At 69.1% G+C, this 17,174-nt stretch carries 18 protein-coding genes; 13 read left to right on the top strand and 5 right to left on the bottom strand.

The window, feature by feature from the left end:
* Nucleotides 1–61: 61 nt before the first annotated feature.
* Nucleotides 62–1,198 carry a transaldolase gene (gene tal, locus ACQP2X_RS10470; protein WP_498696024.1) on the bottom strand — a complete coding sequence of 379 codons (1,137 nt, stop codon included), beginning with the start codon at nt 1,196–1,198 and terminating at the stop codon, nt 62–64.
* Between the two features lie 12 nt (nt 1,199–1,210).
* The gene (gene tkt / locus ACQP2X_RS10475) at nt 1,211–3,268 is read right to left on the bottom strand and encodes a transketolase (RefSeq protein WP_498700906.1); all 2,058 of its coding nucleotides are present in this window, start codon (nt 3,266–3,268) and stop codon (nt 1,211–1,213) included.
* Nucleotides 3,269–3,603: 335 nt separating this feature from the next.
* Between tkt and ACQP2X_RS10480 the strand changes: the two genes are divergently transcribed.
* From ACQP2X_RS10480 to ACQP2X_RS10490, 3 genes are all read left to right on the top strand, one after another.
* Nucleotides 3,604–4,545: a heme o synthase gene (locus ACQP2X_RS10480; protein ID WP_498700909.1), complete on the top strand. Its 942-nt coding sequence runs from the start codon at nt 3,604–3,606 to the stop codon at nt 4,543–4,545.
* 310 nt (nt 4,546–4,855) lie between these two features.
* Nucleotides 4,856–5,149, top strand: a complete 294-nt coding sequence (locus ACQP2X_RS10485) for a hypothetical protein (protein ID WP_498696025.1) — start codon at nt 4,856–4,858, stop codon at nt 5,147–5,149.
* A 9-nt stretch (nt 5,150–5,158) separates the two neighbouring features.
* On the top strand, nt 5,159–6,061 hold the full coding sequence (locus tag ACQP2X_RS10490; protein ID WP_498696026.1) for an ATP-grasp domain-containing protein: 903 nt from the start codon (nt 5,159–5,161) through the stop codon (nt 6,059–6,061).
* 483 nt (nt 6,062–6,544) lie between these two features.
* Here the strand turns inward: ACQP2X_RS10490 and ACQP2X_RS10495 are convergent, their stop codons facing one another.
* Entirely contained in the window at nt 6,545–7,513 is a 969-nt protein-coding gene (locus tag ACQP2X_RS10495) for a COX15/CtaA family protein (RefSeq protein WP_498696027.1), read from the bottom strand.
* A 116-nt stretch (nt 7,514–7,629) separates the two neighbouring features.
* Between ACQP2X_RS10495 and ACQP2X_RS10500 the strand changes: the two genes are divergently transcribed.
* From ACQP2X_RS10500 to ACQP2X_RS10540, 9 genes are read left to right on the top strand one after another with little or no spacing between them, the layout of a single operon-like run.
* The gene (locus ACQP2X_RS10500; RefSeq protein ID WP_498696028.1) at nt 7,630–8,355 is read left to right on the top strand and encodes a helix-turn-helix transcriptional regulator; all 726 of its coding nucleotides are present in this window, start codon (nt 7,630–7,632) and stop codon (nt 8,353–8,355) included.
* Entirely contained in the window at nt 8,352–9,773 is a 1,422-nt protein-coding gene (sufB, locus tag ACQP2X_RS10505; RefSeq protein WP_498696029.1) for a Fe-S cluster assembly protein SufB, read from the top strand. The genes ACQP2X_RS10500 and sufB overlap by 4 nt, the downstream gene beginning before the upstream one ends.
* A 26-nt stretch (nt 9,774–9,799) precedes the next feature.
* Entirely contained in the window at nt 9,800–10,927 is a 1,128-nt protein-coding gene (gene sufD / locus ACQP2X_RS10510) for a Fe-S cluster assembly protein SufD (protein ID WP_498696030.1), read from the top strand.
* Nucleotides 10,928–10,931: 4 nt separating this feature from the next.
* Nucleotides 10,932–11,264 carry a non-heme iron oxygenase ferredoxin subunit gene (locus tag ACQP2X_RS10515; RefSeq protein ID WP_498658236.1) on the top strand — a complete coding sequence of 111 codons (333 nt, stop codon included), beginning with the start codon at nt 10,932–10,934 and terminating at the stop codon, nt 11,262–11,264.
* On the top strand, nt 11,261–12,022 hold the full coding sequence (sufC, locus tag ACQP2X_RS10520; RefSeq protein ID WP_097322442.1) for a Fe-S cluster assembly ATPase SufC: 762 nt from the start codon (nt 11,261–11,263) through the stop codon (nt 12,020–12,022). Before ACQP2X_RS10515 ends, sufC begins: the two co-directional genes overlap by 4 nt.
* A gap of 21 nt (nt 12,023–12,043) precedes the next feature.
* Entirely contained in the window at nt 12,044–13,273 is a 1,230-nt protein-coding gene (locus tag ACQP2X_RS10525; RefSeq protein ID WP_498696031.1) for a cysteine desulfurase, read from the top strand.
* The gene (sufU, locus tag ACQP2X_RS10530) at nt 13,273–13,728 is read left to right on the top strand and encodes a Fe-S cluster assembly sulfur transfer protein SufU (RefSeq protein ID WP_498696032.1); all 456 of its coding nucleotides are present in this window, start codon (nt 13,273–13,275) and stop codon (nt 13,726–13,728) included. The genes ACQP2X_RS10525 and sufU overlap by 1 nt, the downstream gene beginning before the upstream one ends.
* On the top strand, nt 13,641–14,063 hold the full coding sequence (locus ACQP2X_RS10535) for a metal-sulfur cluster assembly factor (RefSeq protein ID WP_498696033.1): 423 nt from the start codon (nt 13,641–13,643) through the stop codon (nt 14,061–14,063). The genes sufU and ACQP2X_RS10535 overlap by 88 nt, the downstream gene beginning before the upstream one ends.
* Nucleotides 14,064–14,093: 30 nt before the next feature.
* On the top strand, nt 14,094–14,843 hold the full coding sequence (locus ACQP2X_RS10540; protein ID WP_498696034.1) for a maleylpyruvate isomerase family mycothiol-dependent enzyme: 750 nt from the start codon (nt 14,094–14,096) through the stop codon (nt 14,841–14,843).
* A 5-nt stretch (nt 14,844–14,848) separates the two neighbouring features.
* Here the strand turns inward: ACQP2X_RS10540 and ACQP2X_RS10545 are convergent, their stop codons facing one another.
* Entirely contained in the window at nt 14,849–15,826 is a 978-nt protein-coding gene (locus tag ACQP2X_RS10545) for a CPBP family intramembrane glutamic endopeptidase (RefSeq protein WP_498696035.1), read from the bottom strand.
* A gap of 54 nt (nt 15,827–15,880) precedes the next feature.
* Nucleotides 15,881–16,576 (bottom strand): histidine phosphatase family protein, encoded by a 696-nt coding sequence (locus ACQP2X_RS10550; RefSeq protein WP_498696036.1) that lies wholly within the window; start codon nt 16,574–16,576, stop codon nt 15,881–15,883.
* Here ACQP2X_RS10550 and ACQP2X_RS10555 point away from each other — a divergent pair.
* Nucleotides 16,575–17,168 (top strand): MBL fold metallo-hydrolase, encoded by a 594-nt coding sequence (locus ACQP2X_RS10555; protein WP_498696037.1) that lies wholly within the window; start codon nt 16,575–16,577, stop codon nt 17,166–17,168. The genes ACQP2X_RS10550 and ACQP2X_RS10555 overlap by 2 nt on opposite strands.
* The last annotated feature ends 6 nt before the right edge of the window (nt 17,169–17,174 follow it).

A 17,174-nucleotide genomic window follows, 5' to 3' on the forward strand; every position in this document is an offset into this window, starting at 1 on the left:
CAGGTGTCTTAGCAGGTACGAGGTGAGGGGGCCCACCGCGGACGGTGGACCCCCTCATCGATCAGGCTGCGTCGCTCGGGCTCTTCGAGCCGGTGGCCGCCGCCTTCAGCGACTTGTCGACGCCCTCGAGCAGCTCCTTCCAGCTCTGCTCGAACTTGTCGACGCCCTCGGTCTCGAGGACCTTGACCACGTCGTCGAAGTCGACGCCGACGGCCTTGAGGTCGGCGAAGACCTTGCGGGCGGCCTCGTACTGACCCGAGATCGTGTTGCCGCGGGTCTCGCCGTGGTCGGCGTACGCCTTGATCACGGACTCGGGCATGGTGTTCACCGTGCCGGGAGCGATCAGCTCCTCGACGTAGATGGTGTCCTTGTACTCGGGGTTCTTCGTCGACGTGGACGCCCACAGCGGACGCTGCGGCTGCGCGCCGGCGGCCGCGAGCGCCTTCCAGCGCTCACCGCCGAAGATCTCCTCGTACGCCTCGTACGCGAGCTGGGCGTTGGCGATGGCGGCCTTGCCCTTGAGGGCCTTGGCCTCGTCGCTGCCGATCTTGTCGAGGCGCTTGTCGACCTCGGAGTCCACGCGGGAGACGAAGAACGACGCCACCGAGCCGATCTTGCTGAGGTCGTGGCCGTTCGCCTTGGCCTGCTCGATGCCGGCCAGGAACGCCTCCATCACCGCGCGGTAGCGCTCGAGCGAGAAGATCAGGGTCACGTTGACGCTGATGCCCTCGGCGAGCGTGGCGGTGATCGCCGGCAGGCCCGCGAGGGTGGCCGGGATCTTGATGAAGAGGTTCTCGCGGTCAACCAGCCACCACAGGGTCTTGGCCTCGGCCACGGTGCTCTCGGTCTCGTGCGCCTTGCGCGGGTCGACCTCGATGGACACGCGGCCGTCGACGCCGTTGGAGGCGTCGTACGCCGGGCGCTCCACGTCGCACGCGTCACGCACGTCGCGGGCCGTCATCAGCCGTACGGCCTCCTCGACGGTGACCCGCTGCGCGGCCAGATCCTTGAGCTGCGCGTCGTACGCGTCCGCGTCCGAGAGCGCCTTCTGGAAGATGCTCGGGTTCGTGGTCACGCCGACCACGTGCTCCTCGGTGAGCATCTTCTTCAGCGAGCCGGTGGTCAGCCGGGGACGGGAGAGGTCGTCGAGCCACACCGCCACGCCCTGGGCACTGAGCTCTGCCAGCCTGTCTGCCATAACAACTACTCCTCAGTTACCGGTCGTGTGACCGGTGATCTCGCCGACCTTGGCCAGGGCGGCGTTGGCCTTGGCCACCACGTTGTCCGCGGTGAACCCGAACTGCTCGAAGAGGACCTTGGCGGGGGCGCTCGCACCGTAGTGCTCGATGCTCACGGGCTCGCCCGCCTCGCCCAGGATCCGGTCCCAGCTCTGCCGGATGCCGGCCTCCACCGTCACCCGGGCCTTGACGCCGCGCGGCAGCACCTGCTGCTGGTACGCGGTGTCCTGCTCGTAGAACCACTCGAGGCACGGCATCGATACCACGCGCGTCGGAGTTCCCTCGGCCTCCAGGCGCTCCTGGGCGGTGAGGCAGTACTGGACCTCGGAGCCGGTGCCGATGAGGATCACCTTGGGCTCGCCGTTGGAGGCCTCGGAGAGGATGTAGCCGCCCTTGAGGGTGCCCTCGGCCGACGCGTACTTCGTACGGTCGATCGTCGGCAGGTTCTGGCGGGAGAGGGCCAGGCCGGTCGGCCGGTCGTTGTGCTCGATGGCGCCGCGCCAGGCGTACGCCGTCTCGTTGGCGTCGGCCGGCCGGACGATGTCGAGGCCGACGATGGCGCGCAGCGCCGACAGCGTCTCGATCGGCTGGTGGGTCGGTCCGTCCTCGCCGAGACCGATCGAGTCGTGCGTCCACACGTAGATGACCGGCAGCTTCATCAGCGCCGAGAGGCGGACGGCACCGCGCATGTAGTCGCTGAAGACCAGGAAGGTTCCACCGTACGGGCGGGTGCGGCCGTGGGCGGTGATGCCGTTGAGGACCGAGCCCATGCCGTGCTCGCGGATGCCGAAGTGCAGCGTGCGGCCGTACTCGTTACCGGGGAAGGCCTTCGTCGCGTATTCCGACGGAATGAAGGACGGCTCGCCCTTCATCGTGGTGTTGTTGCTCTCGGCGAGGTCGGCCGAACCGCCCCAGAGCTCGGGGAGCACCGGCGCCAGGGCGTTGAGCACCTGCTGCGAGGCGGCGCGGGAGGCCAGGCCCTTGGGGTCGGCCGGGAACTCGGGCAGCGCCTTCTCCCAGCCCTCGGGCAGGGTGTGCGCGGAGAGCCGGTCGAACAGGGCCTTGCCGTCGGCGTTGCCCTTGGCCCACGCCTCGAACTTGGTGTTCCACTCGGCGTGCGCGGCCTTGCCCCGCTCGACCACCTGGCGTGCGTGCGCGAGCACGTCCTCGGCGACCGCGAACGTCTCGTTCTCGTCGAAGCCGAGGATTTTCTTGGTCGCGGCCACCTCCTCGGCGCCCAGCGCCGAGCCGTGGATCTTGCCGGTGTTCTGCTTGTTCGGCGCGGGCCAGCCGATGATCGTGCGCAGCACGATGAAGGACGGCTTGTCGGTGACCTTGTTGGCCTCGACGATCGCCTTGTGCAGGGCCTCGACGTCCTCGTGGTACTCGCTGCCCTTCGACGGGTCGCCCTTGCGCCAGTCGACGTGCTGGACGTGCCAGCCGTACGCCGCGTAGCGCGCGCCGACGTCCTCGTTCTTGGCGATGCGGGTGTCGTCCTCGATGGAGATCTCGTTGTCGTCGTAGATCACCGTGAGGTTGCCGAGCTTCTGCACGCCGGCGATGGCGCTCGACTCGTGGCTGACGCCCTCTTCGATGTCGCCGTCCGAGCACAGTACGTACACATTGTGGTCGAACGGAGAGTCACCGGCGGCGGTCTCGGGGTCGAACAGGCCGCGCTCACGGCGGGCGGCCATCGCCATGCCCACCGCGTTGCCGATGCCCTGGCCGAGCGGGCCCGTGGTGACCTCGACGCCGGGGGTGTGGCCGTACTCGGGGTGACCGGGGGTCAGCGAGTCCCATTGCCGCAGCGAGGCCAGGTCGTCGATCGACAGACCGAAGCCGTTGAGGTAGAGCTGAATGTAGAGGGTGAGGCTGGAGTGCCCACAGGAGAGCACGAAGCGGTCGCGTCCGGCCCAGAGCGGATCGGTGGGGTCATGACGCATGACCCGGTTGAACAGCAGGTATGCGGCCGGCGCGAGGCTCATCGCGGTACCGGGATGGCCGTTGCCGGATTTCTCGACGGCATCCATGGCCAGCACCCGGACAGTGTCCACCGCTTTGCGGTCAAGGTCGGACCAATTGAGAGCAGGATCTGTGGCAGCCACGTCGGTTGTGCTCCTCGGGCATGATTTTGGGAATCCCTTTTGAGCTTGACCCTATCCACTTGGGTTAAACCCGCGCCCGGGGAACGCCCGAGGCCCATACGCTGAGAGCGGACACGTCCTGTGTGACGCCATGCACCCGGCAAGGGTCGTCAGAGCAGCGGAGATGGCTGAGCGTAGGCTGTCCGAGCGTGCCGCCGGCTGCTGCCGGCAACGGTCGTGAGTTGGCTAGTGCCGATGCCGGAAGGTGGCAGTCCGTGAGCATGATCACCGAGCGTCCCGTTGGAGAACGGGAGCTTGGCAGTCGGGAGAACACCGCCGAGGCGACGCGTCGTGATCCCATCGCCTTGTTCCGCGCCTACCTGGCGCTGACCAAGCCGCAGATCGTCGAGTTGCTGTTGGTGACCACGATCCCGGCCATGATCGTCGCCGCCGGAGGGTGGCCTGACCTGGGCACTCTCGCCGTGGTGCTGATCGGCGGGGCGATGGCGGGCGGTGCCGCGAGCGCGCTGAACTGCTACATCGACCGCGACATCGACCAGGTGATGCGCCGGACGAAGCGGCGCCCGCTGCCGGCCAACAGCGTCACCCCGAGATCGGTATTGATCTTTGGTCTGACCCTGGCCGTGATTTCCGTCGCCCTGATGGCCGTTTTCACCAACTGGCTGGCCACGGCGCTGACCGCGGGCGCGATCTTCTACTACGACGTCGTCTACACCCTGTGGCTCAAGCGGCGCACGGTCGCCAGCACGTTCTGGGGCGGCATCTGCGGATCGGCCCCGGTGATCATCGGCTGGGCCGCGGTGACGGGCGATGTGGGCGCCGTCGGATGGGCGCTTTTCGCCATTGTCTTCTTTTGGCAGATGCCGCACTTCTACGCGCTGGCCATCAAGTACAAGGACGACTACGCGCGCGCCGGCGTCCCGATGTTGCCGGTGGTGCGGTCCGAGGCTCGCGTGAGTTTCGAGATCGTCCTCTACACGGTGCTGACCGTGGTGGCCTCGCTGGCGGCGTGGGTGCTGGGCCTCGGCCTGATCTACGGCATCACGGCCATCGCGACCGGCGTGGCCTTCCTGGCCGAGGCGTTCCTCTTGGTGAAGCGCACGCGGGCAGGTCAGCCGGCCAAGCCGATGCGGCTGTTCCACTGGTCGATCACGTACCTGACGATCTTGTTCATCGCGGTCGCGGTCGACGCCCTTGTCTGATCTTTAAGCTTCGGTCTCGTTCGCGTCACGGGCGGGCGTTCGGCGGCTTTCGGCCACCGGCGCCCGCCCGGCGCCGTTTCGCGCGCGCCTCTTCACCACCGCAGCGTCACACGCGTCGCACAACGCGCCCGGAATGATCCGATTCTCGGTTACGGCAAGTCACCCAATAGATGGAAACCCGTTGATGGGTTCAAATCGGGCGAATTGGTTGATAGCAATATGTCCAACAGTTAAACCCGCAGGTAATTCCCCTCACAAAACCCGGGCGGGAGTGCTTGCTCTCCCAGAAACACTGCTTACGCTGCCCGTCATGGCTCAAGGTTCCGATACGACACTGACCGCGGGGATCAAATCCTTCGCCGCCGGCCACGGTGGCGCCAAGGCGGTCATCGAGTACGTCGGCAAGCGTGGTGCCCGCATTGTCCTCGTCGGCCAGGACGGCGAGTGGTCCGACCAGTTCGCCGACGACACCAGCGCCGCTCGCAAGGCGTGTGAGAACGCCGGCGTCGAGGTGGAGAACGAGTGGGAGCGCGAGCTCATGGAGCAGATGCGCCCCAGCAACGACCTTTGGCGGTCGATGTCGCGCCGGAGCATGGCCCGGTAGAAACGTCCTGTGACTTCCTCTATTCACCCAGCGGCCCGGGAAACTTCCCGGGTCGCTCTCGTTACCTGTGATCTCTTCCCCGACCTGTGGGAGGACGACCATCCGCTGCGCGACGCCCTGCTCTCGCGCGGCGCCGAGGTCGACGCCGTCCGCTGGGACGACCCGGCGGCCGACTGGGCCGGTTACGACCTGGTCGTGATCCGCTCGCCGTGGGACTACGTCCCGCGCCACGCCGACTTCGTGGCCTGGGCGCGCGGCGTGCCCAGCCTGCTCAACCCGGCCGACATCATCGAGTGGAACACCGACAAGCGCTACCTGGGCGAACTCGCCGAGGCCGGCCTGCCGGTCACACCCACCGACTTCGTAGCGCCGGGCGACACCTGGACGCCACCGCCGACCGGCGAGTGGGTCGTGAAGCCCACGATCAGCGCCGGCAGCCAGGACACCGGCCGATACGGCCTGCCCGGCCAGCGCGACCTGGCCGAGGCCCACGTGGCGCGCCTCCAGGCGGCCGGCCGCGTCGCGATGATCCAGCCCTACCTGGCGGCCGTCGACACGCTCGGCGAGAGCGCCCTCATCTTCACGCCCGACGCCACCGGCGAGCTGACCTTCAGCCACTCCATCCGCAAGGGCGCGATGCTTACCGGCCCCGACGAGGGAAACATCGACCCCGGCAGCGAGCAGATCACCCCGCGCACGCCGAACGAGGCCGAGCTGGACGTGGCCGCCCGCGTCCTCCAGCACATCCCCGGCGGCACGAAGCGCCTCCTTTACGCCCGCATCGACCTCATCCCGGGCCCTGACGGCGCGCCGCTGCTGGTCGAGCTGGAGCTGACCGAGCCCTCGCTCTTCCTCTCGAAGTCCCCCGGCGCCGCCACCCGCCTGGCCGACGCCATCCTCGCCCGCCTCTGATCCGCTGCCGCCCGTCGGAGTGGTCGGCGGCCGCCCCGGGAGACAGACGGCCGCCGTAGCTCTCGACGGCGAATCTTCCCGCTCACCACCTCCTTCCGGGTCGTGGGCCGCTGGGCGTGCACGGCGAACGGGCCGGGGGAGCACCGATCGCGCGGAGCAGTCGTCCGGCGGCGCCGTCCGCGGCCGAGACCGGGACGGCCCCGGTCGGTGATCGGCCGCGCGTCGGAGGGCGCGCCGCGAGTGGTGGGAGGACGGATCGGCGGTGAACTGTGGAACTGGTGGGGCTCCTGTGTGGCATGCCGGAAAGCCTGCCGGAGCGCGCCGATCAATGAAGGACTGAATTCGGCGCCTGTGGACGACACGCGGTTATCCACAGGGCACATTTGAAGAACCCCAGGTCAGCGCGTTTCGCGTGTTTTTCGCAGGTGCAAAGAAACAGCGCCGGCCCCGAAGCGAGGCGCGGCGCTGCGGGGGAGTGGCGGGTCAGCGCTGGGCCGGTACCGGCTCGTCGGCGGCGGTGGGTGTGACGTCGGCGGTGGCCGGGGCCGGTGACGGGGCGGCGGGGGAGGTGGGGGCCGGCGAAAGGGCGGGCCGGGACCGCAGCGACCACCAGACCGACAGGGTGCCCGTCCAGACCAGGCCGGCGCCGAGCATGTGGGCGCCGACCAGGATCACCGGCAGGTGGGTGAAGTACTGGACGAAGCCGATGATGCCCTGGCCCAGGACGATCCCCAGCAGGGTCAGGGCGGCCCGGTTGGCCGCGCGGGGGGCCTTCACGGCGCGCAGGGCGAAGACCAAGGCGATGGTCAGCCCGATGAACAGGAACACCACGTCGGCGTGGGCCTGCGAGACCGTGGCCGGGTCGAGGCCGTTGCGTCTCGCCTTCTCGTCGCCGGCGTGCGGGCCGCTGCCCGTCACCACCACGCCCATGGCGATCACGGCCACGCTCGTCGCGGTCAGGACGGCCGCCAGGTGGCGCAGGGGGCGGGGGACCAGGTCGACCGGCTTGCCGTCGCCTTCGAAGGTGCGCTTCCACAGGAAGTAGGCCAGGGCGATCAGCGCGATCGACAGCAGGAAGTGCAGGCCGACCACCCACGGGTTGAGGTGGGTGCGGACCGTGATGCCGCCGATCACGCCCTGGCCGGGGATGCCGGCCAGGACCGCGACGCTCAGCACGATCGTCGAGCGGCGGCGGGGCTTCTCGAGCAGGGCGGCCAGCACGCACAGCACCGCCAGCAGGCCGAGCACGAACGTCAGCATGCGGTTGCCGAACTCGATGACGCCGTGGACGCCCATCGCGGCCGTCGTCGTGTAGGAGTCCTCGGTGCACTTGGGCCACGTGGGGCAGCCGAGACCGGAGCCGGTGAGACGGACCGCCGCACCGGTGACGATCAGCGCGATGTTGGCGATCAGTGACGCCAGGGCCAGAGGGCGCAGCGGTAGAAACCTCACCTCTGGGATCGTACGCAGGCGGCCGGGCGCGGAAACCGGTGCTCCCGCAACTCGGTGTGACAGATCACCGGGGGGTCGGTTTGCGGGCTCGTGACGAAATACGTAACGTTGGCGTAGTGAAATACGAGGTGCAGAACCCGAGCGGTGCGGTGGCGTCGGCCGCCGTGTCGGACGGCCGCACCCGTGACCGGGTCGCTCAGCTGCTGCTGGAGCGCGGTTCCGCCACCGCGGCCGAGCTCGGCGCCGAGCTGGGACTGAGCCCCGCCGCCATCCGCAAGCACCTCGACGCGATGCTCGCCGACCGCCTCGTGGAGATCCGCGAGGTCCGCAACACGCGCCCGCGCGGGCGGGGACGGCCGGCCAAGACCTTCGCCCTCACCACCGCCGCCCGGGAAAACCTGAACCCGCATTTCTACGACGGCATCGCGACGGCCGCGCTGCGCTGGATCGCCGACCAGCACGGCGCCGAGGCGATCTCCGCGTTCGCCGCGACCCAGGTCGTCGCGCTCGAGGAGCGCTGCCGGGCGGCGCTGCTGGAGGCCGGTGACGACCCGATCGCCCGGGCCGAGGCGCTCGCCGAGGCACTGACCGCCGAGGGCTACGCTGCCAACGCGACCACGATCGCGTCCGGCGGCCAGCTGTGCCAGCACTCCTGCCCGGTGGCCCACGTGGCTGCCGAGTTCCCTCAGCTGTGCGACGCCGAGACCGAGGTTATTTCCCGCCTCATCGGCACCCACGTGCAGCGCCTCGCCACGATCGCTCATGGCGACGGAGTGTGCACCACGCACATCCCGTCTCCGACGCGTGTAATCGACGCACCCACGGTTAGGACAGATAGATGACCGACCAGATCGCTACTCAGGAAGAGCACCTCGCCGCCCTCGGCAAGTACGAGTACGGCTGGGCCGACTCGGACATCGCCGGCGCCGCGGCGCAGCGTGGCCTGTCCGAGGCCGTGGTGCGCGACATCTCCGCCAAGAAGAACGAGCCCGAGTGGATGCTCAACCTCCGGCTCAAGGGCCTGCGCCTGTTCGACCGCAAGCCCATGCCGAACTGGGGCGCCGACCTTACCGGCATCGACTTCCAGAACATCAAGTACTTCGTGCGCTCGACCGAGAAGCAGGCCGCCAGCTGGGAAGAGCTGCCTGAGGACATCAAGGCCACGTACGACAAGCTGGGCATCCCCGAGGCCGAGAAGCAGCGCCTCGTGGCCGGCGTCGCCGCGCAGTACGAGTCCGAGGTCGTCTACCACGCGATCCGTGAGGACCTCGAGGAGCAGGGCGTCCTCTTCCTCGACACCGACACCGCGCTCAAGGAGCACGAGGAGCTCTTCAAGGAGTACTTCGGCACCGTGATCCCGGTCGGCGACAACAAGTTCGCCGCGCTGAACACGTCGGTCTGGTCGGGTGGCTCCTTCATCTACGTGCCGAAGGGCGTGCACGTCGACATCCCGCTGCAGGCCTACTTCCGGATCAACACCGAGAACATGGGCCAGTTCGAGCGGACGCTGATCATCGCCGACGAGGGCTCGTACGTGCACTACGTCGAGGGCTGCACGGCGCCGATCTACTCGTCCGACTCGCTGCACTCCGCGGTCGTCGAGATCGTCGTCAAGAAGAACGCCCGGGTGCGGTACACGACCATCCAGAACTGGTCGAACAACGTCTACAACCTGGTCACCAAGCGCGCCACCTGCGAAGAGGGCGCGACCATGGAGTGGGTCGACGGCAACATCGGCTCCAAGGTGACCATGAAGTACCCGGCCGTCTACATGACCGGCGCGCACGCCAAGGGCGAGGTCCTCTCCATCGCCATGGCCGGCGAGGGCCAGCACCAGGACTCCGGCGCCAAGATGGTGCACGCCGCGCCGCACACCTCCTCGACGATCATCTCCAAGTCGATCGCGCGCGGCGGTGGCCGGACCTCGTACCGCGGCCTGGTCCAGGTCCTCGAGGGCTCCTCGAGCTCCAAGAGCACCGTCAAGTGCGACGCACTCCTTGTCGACACCGTGTCCCGCTCGGACACCTACCCTTACGTCGACATCCGCGAGGACGACGTGGCCATGGGGCACGAGGCGACCGTCTCCAAGGTCTCCGACGACCAGCTCTTCTACCTGATGAGCCGCGGCCTGACCGAGGACGAGGCGATGGCGATGATCGTGCGTGGCTTCATCGAGCCGATCGCCAAGGAGCTTCCGATGGAGTACGCCCTGGAGCTCAACCGCCTCATCGAGCTGCAGATGGAGGGAGCGGTCGGCTGACCGCCCCAGAGACGATTAAGGAAGACATGACTACCGAGGCCCTCGCCCCGCCGAGCACCAAGTCGCAGGTGCTGCGCTCCTTCGACGTCAACGACTTCCCGGCCGTCACCGGCCTGGAGGAGGATTGGCGTTTCACCCCGATCAAGCGTCTGGGTGACCTGATCAAGGCGACGTCGCTGACCGGCGTGGCGCCCTCGGTCGAGCACGGCGACCTGCCCGTCGGCGTCTCCGTGCGTGAGGTGCCGACGGCCGACGCCATCCTGACCCCGTTCGACCGGATCAGCGCCCTGGCCTACGGTTCGGCCGCGCACGTCACGCAGATCGACGTCGCGACCGAGACCGAGCTGGCCGACCCGGTCGTCATCCGGATCGTCGGCAAGGGCGGGGACGCGGCCGCGGCCCGTACGGTCGTCAAGGTCGGCGCCTTCGCCAAGCTGACCCTGATCCTGGAGCAGACCGGCACGGCCACCCTGGCCGACAACATCGAGGTCGTCATCGGCGACAGCGCGCAGCTGACCTTCGTCACGCTCGCCGAGTGGGACGCCGGCACCGTGCAGGCCCAGCACGTCAAGTTCCGGGTCGGCAAGGACGCCCGGGTGCAGCACGTGCAGGTGGCGCTCGGCGGCGACCTGGTCCGGCAGTTCACGAGTGTGGAGTACGCGGGCCGCGGCGGCGACGCCGAGCTGTGGGGTCTGTACTTCTCCGACGCCGGCCAGCACTTCGAGCACCGCCAGCTGGTCGACCACGCCGTTCCCGACTGCCGCAGCTACGTCGGCTACCGGGGAGCGCTTCAGGGTGCGAAGGCGCAGACCGTCTGGGTCGGCGATGTGCTCATCCGCGCGGCGGCCACCGGGACCGATACGTACGAGATCAATCGGAACTTGATTTTGACCGACGGCGCCATCGCCCACTCGGTGCCGAACCTCGAGATCGAGACCGGTGAGATCGTCGGCGCCGGGCACGCCAGCGCGACCGGCCGCTTCGACGAGGAGCAGCTGTTCTACCTGATGGCCCGCGGCATCCCCGAGGGCGAGGCGCGCAAGCTCGTGGTCCGCGGCTTCTTCGCCGAGCTGATCAACAAGATCCCCAGCGAGGCACTCCGTGAGCGGCTCGGCGACGTGATCGAGTCGCGCCTGGCCGAGGCCGGAGTTTAAGAGAGTGAGCTTCGAGCTGGTCGGCTCGGCGGCCGATGTCGCGAAGGGCGAGGTGATCTCGGTGGAGGTGGCCGACGTCGAGATCGCCATCGTGCACGCCGACGACGACAACTTCTATGCCGTACGGGATGAGTGCAGCCACGCCTCGGTCGCGCTCTCCGAGGGCGAGGTCGACGGGTGCACGCTCGAGTGCTGGCTGCACGGCTCGCGCTTCGACCTGCGCACCGGCGAGCCCAGCGGCCCGCCCGCCTTCGAGCCGGTGGCGACCTTCCCCGTCGAGATCCGCGACGGCGACATCTATGTATCGACTATTCCGAGCAATGGAGTAAACCCGTGAGCACCCTGGAGATCCGCGACCTGCAGGTGTCGGTCAAGCTGCCCGAGGGCGAGCTGAAGCCGATCCTGGCCGGTGTCGACCTCACCGTGAAGTCGGGCGAGACCCACGCCATCATGGGTCCGAACGGCTCGGGCAAGTCGACGCTGGCGTACTCCATCGCGGGCCACCCCAAGTACGAGATCACCGGCGGCACGGTCACCCTCGACGGCGAGAACGTGCTCGACATGACCGTCGACGAGCGGGCCCGCGCCGGCCTGTTCCTGGCCATGCAGTACCCGGTCGAGGTGCCCGGCGTCTCGGTGGCGAACTTCCTGCGTACGGCCAAGACCGCCATCGACGGCGAGGCCCCGAAGCTGCGGACCTGGGCCGGCGAGCTGCGCGGCGCCATGGAGAAGCTCCAGATGGACCCGGCGTTCGCCCAGCGCAACGTCAACGAGGGCTTCTCCGGTGGTGAGAAGAAGCGGCACGAGATCATGCAGCTCGAGCTGCTCAAGCCGAAGATGGCGATCCTCGACGAGACCGACTCGGGCCTCGACATCGACGCGCTGCGCATCGTCAGCGAGGGCGTCAACCGGGTGCGTGAGACCGGCGAGACCGGCCTGCTGCTGATCACCCACTACACGCGCATCCTGCGCTACATCAAGCCGGACTTCGTGCACGTCTTCGTCGCCGGCAAGATCGTCCAGGAGGGCGGCCCGGAGCTCGCCGAGCAGCTGGAAGCCGAAGGCTACGAGCGCTACGTCGGCACCCGCGTCTGATCTTCCGCTAGGAGAGCAACGATGACGTTCGACGTGGCCCGGGTCCGAGCCGACTTCCCGATCCTGTCCCGTGAGATCAACGGACATCCGCTGGTCTATCTGGACAGTGCCAACACCTCGCAGAAACCTCGGCAGGTGCTCGAGGTCATGCGCGAGCACAACGAGCGGCACAACGGCAACGTGTCCCGCTCGGTGCACACGCTCGGCACCGAGGCCACGTCGGCGTACGAGGACGCCCGCGGCAAGATCGCGGCGTTCATCGGCGCCACGAACCCCGACGAGATCATCTTCACGAAGAACTCGACCGAGGCGATCAACCTGGTCGCGCACTCGCTCGGGCAGCACCTCGGCCTGAAGGCGGGCGACGAGGTCGTGATCTCCGAGATGGAGCACCACTCCAACATCGTTCCGTGGCAACTGCTGTGCGAGCGCACGGGCGCCACGCTCCGCTGGTTCGGGGTCACCGACGACGGCCGGCTCGATGAGTCTCTTTTAAGTGAGCTCGTCAACGAGCGCACGAAGATCGTCTCCGTCGTGCACATGTCGAACACGCTCGGCACGATCAACGACCTGTCGCGGATCGTCGAGCGGGCCAAGCAGGTCGGCGCGCTGGTGATGCTCGACGCCTCGCAGTCGGTGCCGCATCTGCCGGTCGACGTGCGCACGCTGGGCGCCGACTTCATCGCGTTCACCGGGCACAAGATGCTCGGCCCGACCGGCATCGGCGTCCTCTGGGGACGGTACGACCTGCTGGCCGAGATGCCGCCCTTCCTGGCCGGCGGCTCGATGATCGAGACGGTATCGATGGCCCGGACGACGTACGCGCCGCCGCCCGCCCGCTTCGAGGCCGGCACGCCGCCGATCGCCGAGGCCATCGGGCTCGGCGCGGCCGTGGACTATCTGAACGCGCTCGGCATGGAGGCTGTCCACCAGCACGAGCAGGACATCACGGCGTACGCGCTGAAGGTCCTGGCCGATGTGCCTTATGTGCGCCTGTTCGGGCCGACCACTCCGGAAGGCCGCGGCGGCACTCTGTCCTTCGACGTCGAGGGGGTGCACCCGCACGATGTGGGGCAGGTCCTCGACGCGCTCGGCGTCGAGGTGCGGGTGGGTCACCACTGCGCCAAGCCGGTGTGTGCGCGGTTCGGTGTGCCGGCCATGACCCGGGCGTCGTTCTACCTCTACACGACCACGGACGAGATCGACGCCCTCGCGCGCGGCCTCGACCAGGTGCGGAAGGTGTTCGCCTGATGATGCTGGACGGGCTCTACCAGGAGATCATTCTCGATCACTACAAGCATCCGCACGGGCGTGGTCTGCGTGATCCTTTCGACGGCGAGGCGCACCACGTCAACCCCACGTGCGGGGATGAGATCACTGTTCGGGTTTCCTCGGATTTTTCGGACATTTCGTACGATGGGCTGGGGTGCTCGATCAGCCAGGCCTCCGCGTCGGTGCTGTACGAGCTGCTCCAGGGGCGCGACGCTGAGGACATCGCGGGAATCCACGAGGCTTTCGTGGAGCTGATGCAGGGGCGCGGCCAGGTCGAACCCGACGAGGACGTGCTGGGGGACGCGGTGGCCTTCGCCGGAGTGGCGAAGTTCCCGGCCCGGGTCAAATGTGCGCTGCTGCCGTGGATGGCGTTCAAGGACGCCGCGGCGCGCGCCGGTGTAGATGTGGGCGCTGCCCCGGAGGTGAAGGCATGACGGACGTCTCGAAGGCTTCGATCGCCGATATCGAGGAGGCGATGAAGGACGTCGTCGACCCCGAGCTGGGGATCAACGTGGTCGACCTCGGCCTCGTCTACGGCACGCACGTGGACGACGAGAACGTGGCCACGCTCGACATGACGCTGACGTCGGCGGCCTGCCCGCTGACCGACGTGATCGAGGACCAAACCCGGACGGCGCTGATGGCCGGCCCCGGCGGCGGCCTCGTCTCGGACTTCCGGATCAACTGGGTGTGGCTGCCGCCGTGGGGCCCCGACAAGATCACGGACGACGGGCGCGAGCAGCTGCGGGCTCTGGGCTTCAACGTCTGACTGTCATACCCGGCTGGTAGAAAGCCGGGTATGACTTACTCCTACGCTTCATTGCTGGATCTGATCGACGACCGGTCGGCGGCCCTGCGCTCCGCAGTGGCCGCCGCGCCGTCTCGTGAGGCCCGGGTGCCCGGGTGTCCTGATTGGGCGCTGACCGACCTGGTCGCCCATCTCGGCGCGGTCCACCGGTTCTGGGCCGGAGCGGCGAGCATGGCCGACCCGTCCCGCCCGCCGGGCGACGACGACGTGACCGACCAGCTGCCGCACGGTGACCTGGTGGAGTGGTCGGCCGCGTCGACCGAGCTGCTGCTGTCGGCCCTGCGGGGCGCCCAGCCCGACACGCCGGTGTGGGCCTGGTGGGCCGCCTCGGGCACGCCACTGACCGCGGGGGCGGTGGCGCGTCACCAGGTGCAGGAGGCGGCGGTGCACGCTTTCGACGCCCAGGAGACGGTGGGCAGGCCCGAGCCGCTCCCGGCCGCGATCGCTGTCGACGGGGTGGCCGAGTTCCTGTCGGTCGGCCTGGCCTCGACGGGCGAGTGGCCGAACCGGCCGGCCCGCATCGCTTTCTCGGCCACCGACGGCCCGCTCTACACGGTCGATCTTTCCCCTTCAGGTGTACGCCTCGACCCACCGGCCGCCGGTGACCCCGTGGCCACGGTGCACGGCTCGGCGAGCGACTTGGTGCTGGCCCTCTACGGCCGAGTCCCCTTCGACGGCCTGCGCGTCGACGGCGACCGGGCCGTGCTGACCGAGCTGCAGGACTTCATCGACAACGACTGACCGGCTCAGCCCTCCGGGGCCGGCCGCCGCAGCTGGGGAATCGCGGATTTCATCACCGGTTCCGGCCCCGGTACTACGGGAACGCTCCACGCGCCGGCCGTCCCGCCCAGCGCGGGCGCGGCCGTGGCCGGCGCTTGGCTGTCGATCGACACGGGCTCGGCCGCTGTCGTCGCGCTCACTTGGACGCGGCTCAGGGCGGCGGCGAGCTCGGCTCTCGACAGCGCGCCCGGCTGCGGGATTCGAAGGTGCCCGGCCGGCGTCGACGTGGGCCGGCTCGGGGGTGGGATGTGCACGAAGGCGATCAGGTCGACGGCGATGTGCAGGATCATCGCGGGCAGGAGGGTGCCGGACAGGACCGTGATGCCGGTGAAGGCGATGGCCAGGGCGGCGGCGCCGTAGACGCCCTGGGCGCCCTGGTAGAGGTGCGTGGCGGCGAACAAAGCGATGCTCAGCGCGCAGGCGGCCACTAGCGGCAGGTCGAAAAGGGTGACGCCGGCGGCCACCAGGAGGCCTCGGAAGACGATCTCCTCCGCTATGCCGGCGGTGACTGCTACCGCTGTGGCCAGGCCCCGTTCGCGTGGGGTGTGCGGGAACATGGGTGCGGCCTTCTCGCGGGTGGCCACGGTGCCGCCGGCCCGCACGTGGTGTCGTAGCCGGTTGCCGCTGATCAGCAGGACCAGCAGCAGGAATGCTGTGAGGGTCCAGGCCAGTGCGGGGGCGTACGACGGCACCGGGCCCGCCACGCCGCCGGCCGACCAGGTCAGGCCGAGGTGGGCCAAGGCCAGGCGCGGGCTGTCGACCACCGGCAGCAGGGCCATGAGCGCCAGCGTCCAGCCGCCCAGCAGGAAGCGGCGGTAGAACCAGATCCGGCCGTCCGGGCGCGCCTCGATCCGGGCCATCGCCCGGCCGGGGCGCAGCAGGGTGGTGACCACGCCGGACAGGAGCGCGAGGACCAGCGCCACGACGAGCACTTCGGCAAGCACGATCGAAGATCATGACGATGCGGTGGGGGCGCGACAACCACCGTTCGGCTGGTCTCAGCCCTGCGGCAAGTGATCCACCGAGTTGTAGTACGCCAGCTCCAGGCGGCCGTCCACCTCGACGAAGCGGGAGAGCGACGCGTTGCGGACGCTTCCGGCCGCCCGCTCGGCGGCGAGGATCTGATCCCAGTCGAGCTTCTCGATGACGGCCCGCATCATCAGCACCACCGCGTCGTGGGCGACCACGATGACCCGCTGCCCGTCGTGGTCGCGGTTCAGGTCGTCGAGGAAGGCGCCCAGGCGTACCTCGATGTCCGCGAATGATTCGCCGTTCGGCGGGGCGTAACGGTATTCGCCCGCGTCCGTGCGCCGCTGGGCCTCGCCCGGGAAACGGTCGGCCACGGCGGCCCGGGTCATCATCTCCAGGTCGCCCAGCAGGCGGTCGACCAGCCGGTCGTCGGTGACGGGGGCGGGCAGATCGACCCCGGAGGCCTCAGCGGCCAGCCGCCATGTCTCCCGGGCCCGCAGATAGGGCGACGTGATGACCACCTGCGGGCGGTCGCTCTCGGGCAACTGACCCAGCCACTCGCCCAGCGCGGCCGCCTGCCTCTGACCCAGCTCGGTCAGCGGAACCTCGGCGTCGCGGCCGCTCACCTCCGCCTCCAGCAGACCCTTCGCGTCGGCGTCGGGGAAAGCGACGTTGGCCAGGCTCTGCCCGTGCCGTACGAGGACGAGTTCGGCAACCACACCCATGATCGAACCCTACCTGGCGGAGAAACTCTCCCGGTACGTCTGTGGTGGGACGCCGACAGGCGGCCTCGACCGTTCCGGCCGCGCCTTCGCCGCCACGGTTCCGCTGGTGCTGACCACCCCGGCCGGCGCCGAACGGCTGGGCGGCACCGCCCGCGGCCTCGAACCCTGGCAAAGCACGACGGTCGGCGACGTCAGCATCACCGCGGTTCCGGCCCAGCACGGCCCCGACGGCACCGAGCACCTGGTCGGCCCGGTGACCGGCTTCGTCCTGGAGGCGGACGGGCAGACCGTCTACGTCAGCGGCGACAACGCCTCGCTCGCCATCGTCCGCGAGATCGCCGGCCGCTTCCCGCGCGTCGACGTGGCCGTCCTGTTCGGCGGCGCGGCCCGCACCCCGCTGGTCGGCGATCACAACCTGACGATCAGTGCCGCCGAGATGGTCGAGGCGACCCGCCTGCTCGGCGCGGCGGCCGTCGTGCCCGCCCACGTCGACAGCTGGGCTCATTTCACCGAGTCCATCGGCGACGTGCGCACCGCCTTCGCCGCCGCTGGTCTCGAGGACCGCCTCCGGGAACCGGATCCGGCAAAATAGCGCGGC

The organism is Actinoplanes sp. CA-131856 (assembly GCF_050956135.1).
Classification (GTDB): Bacteria; Actinomycetota; Actinomycetes; order Mycobacteriales; family Micromonosporaceae; genus Actinoplanes.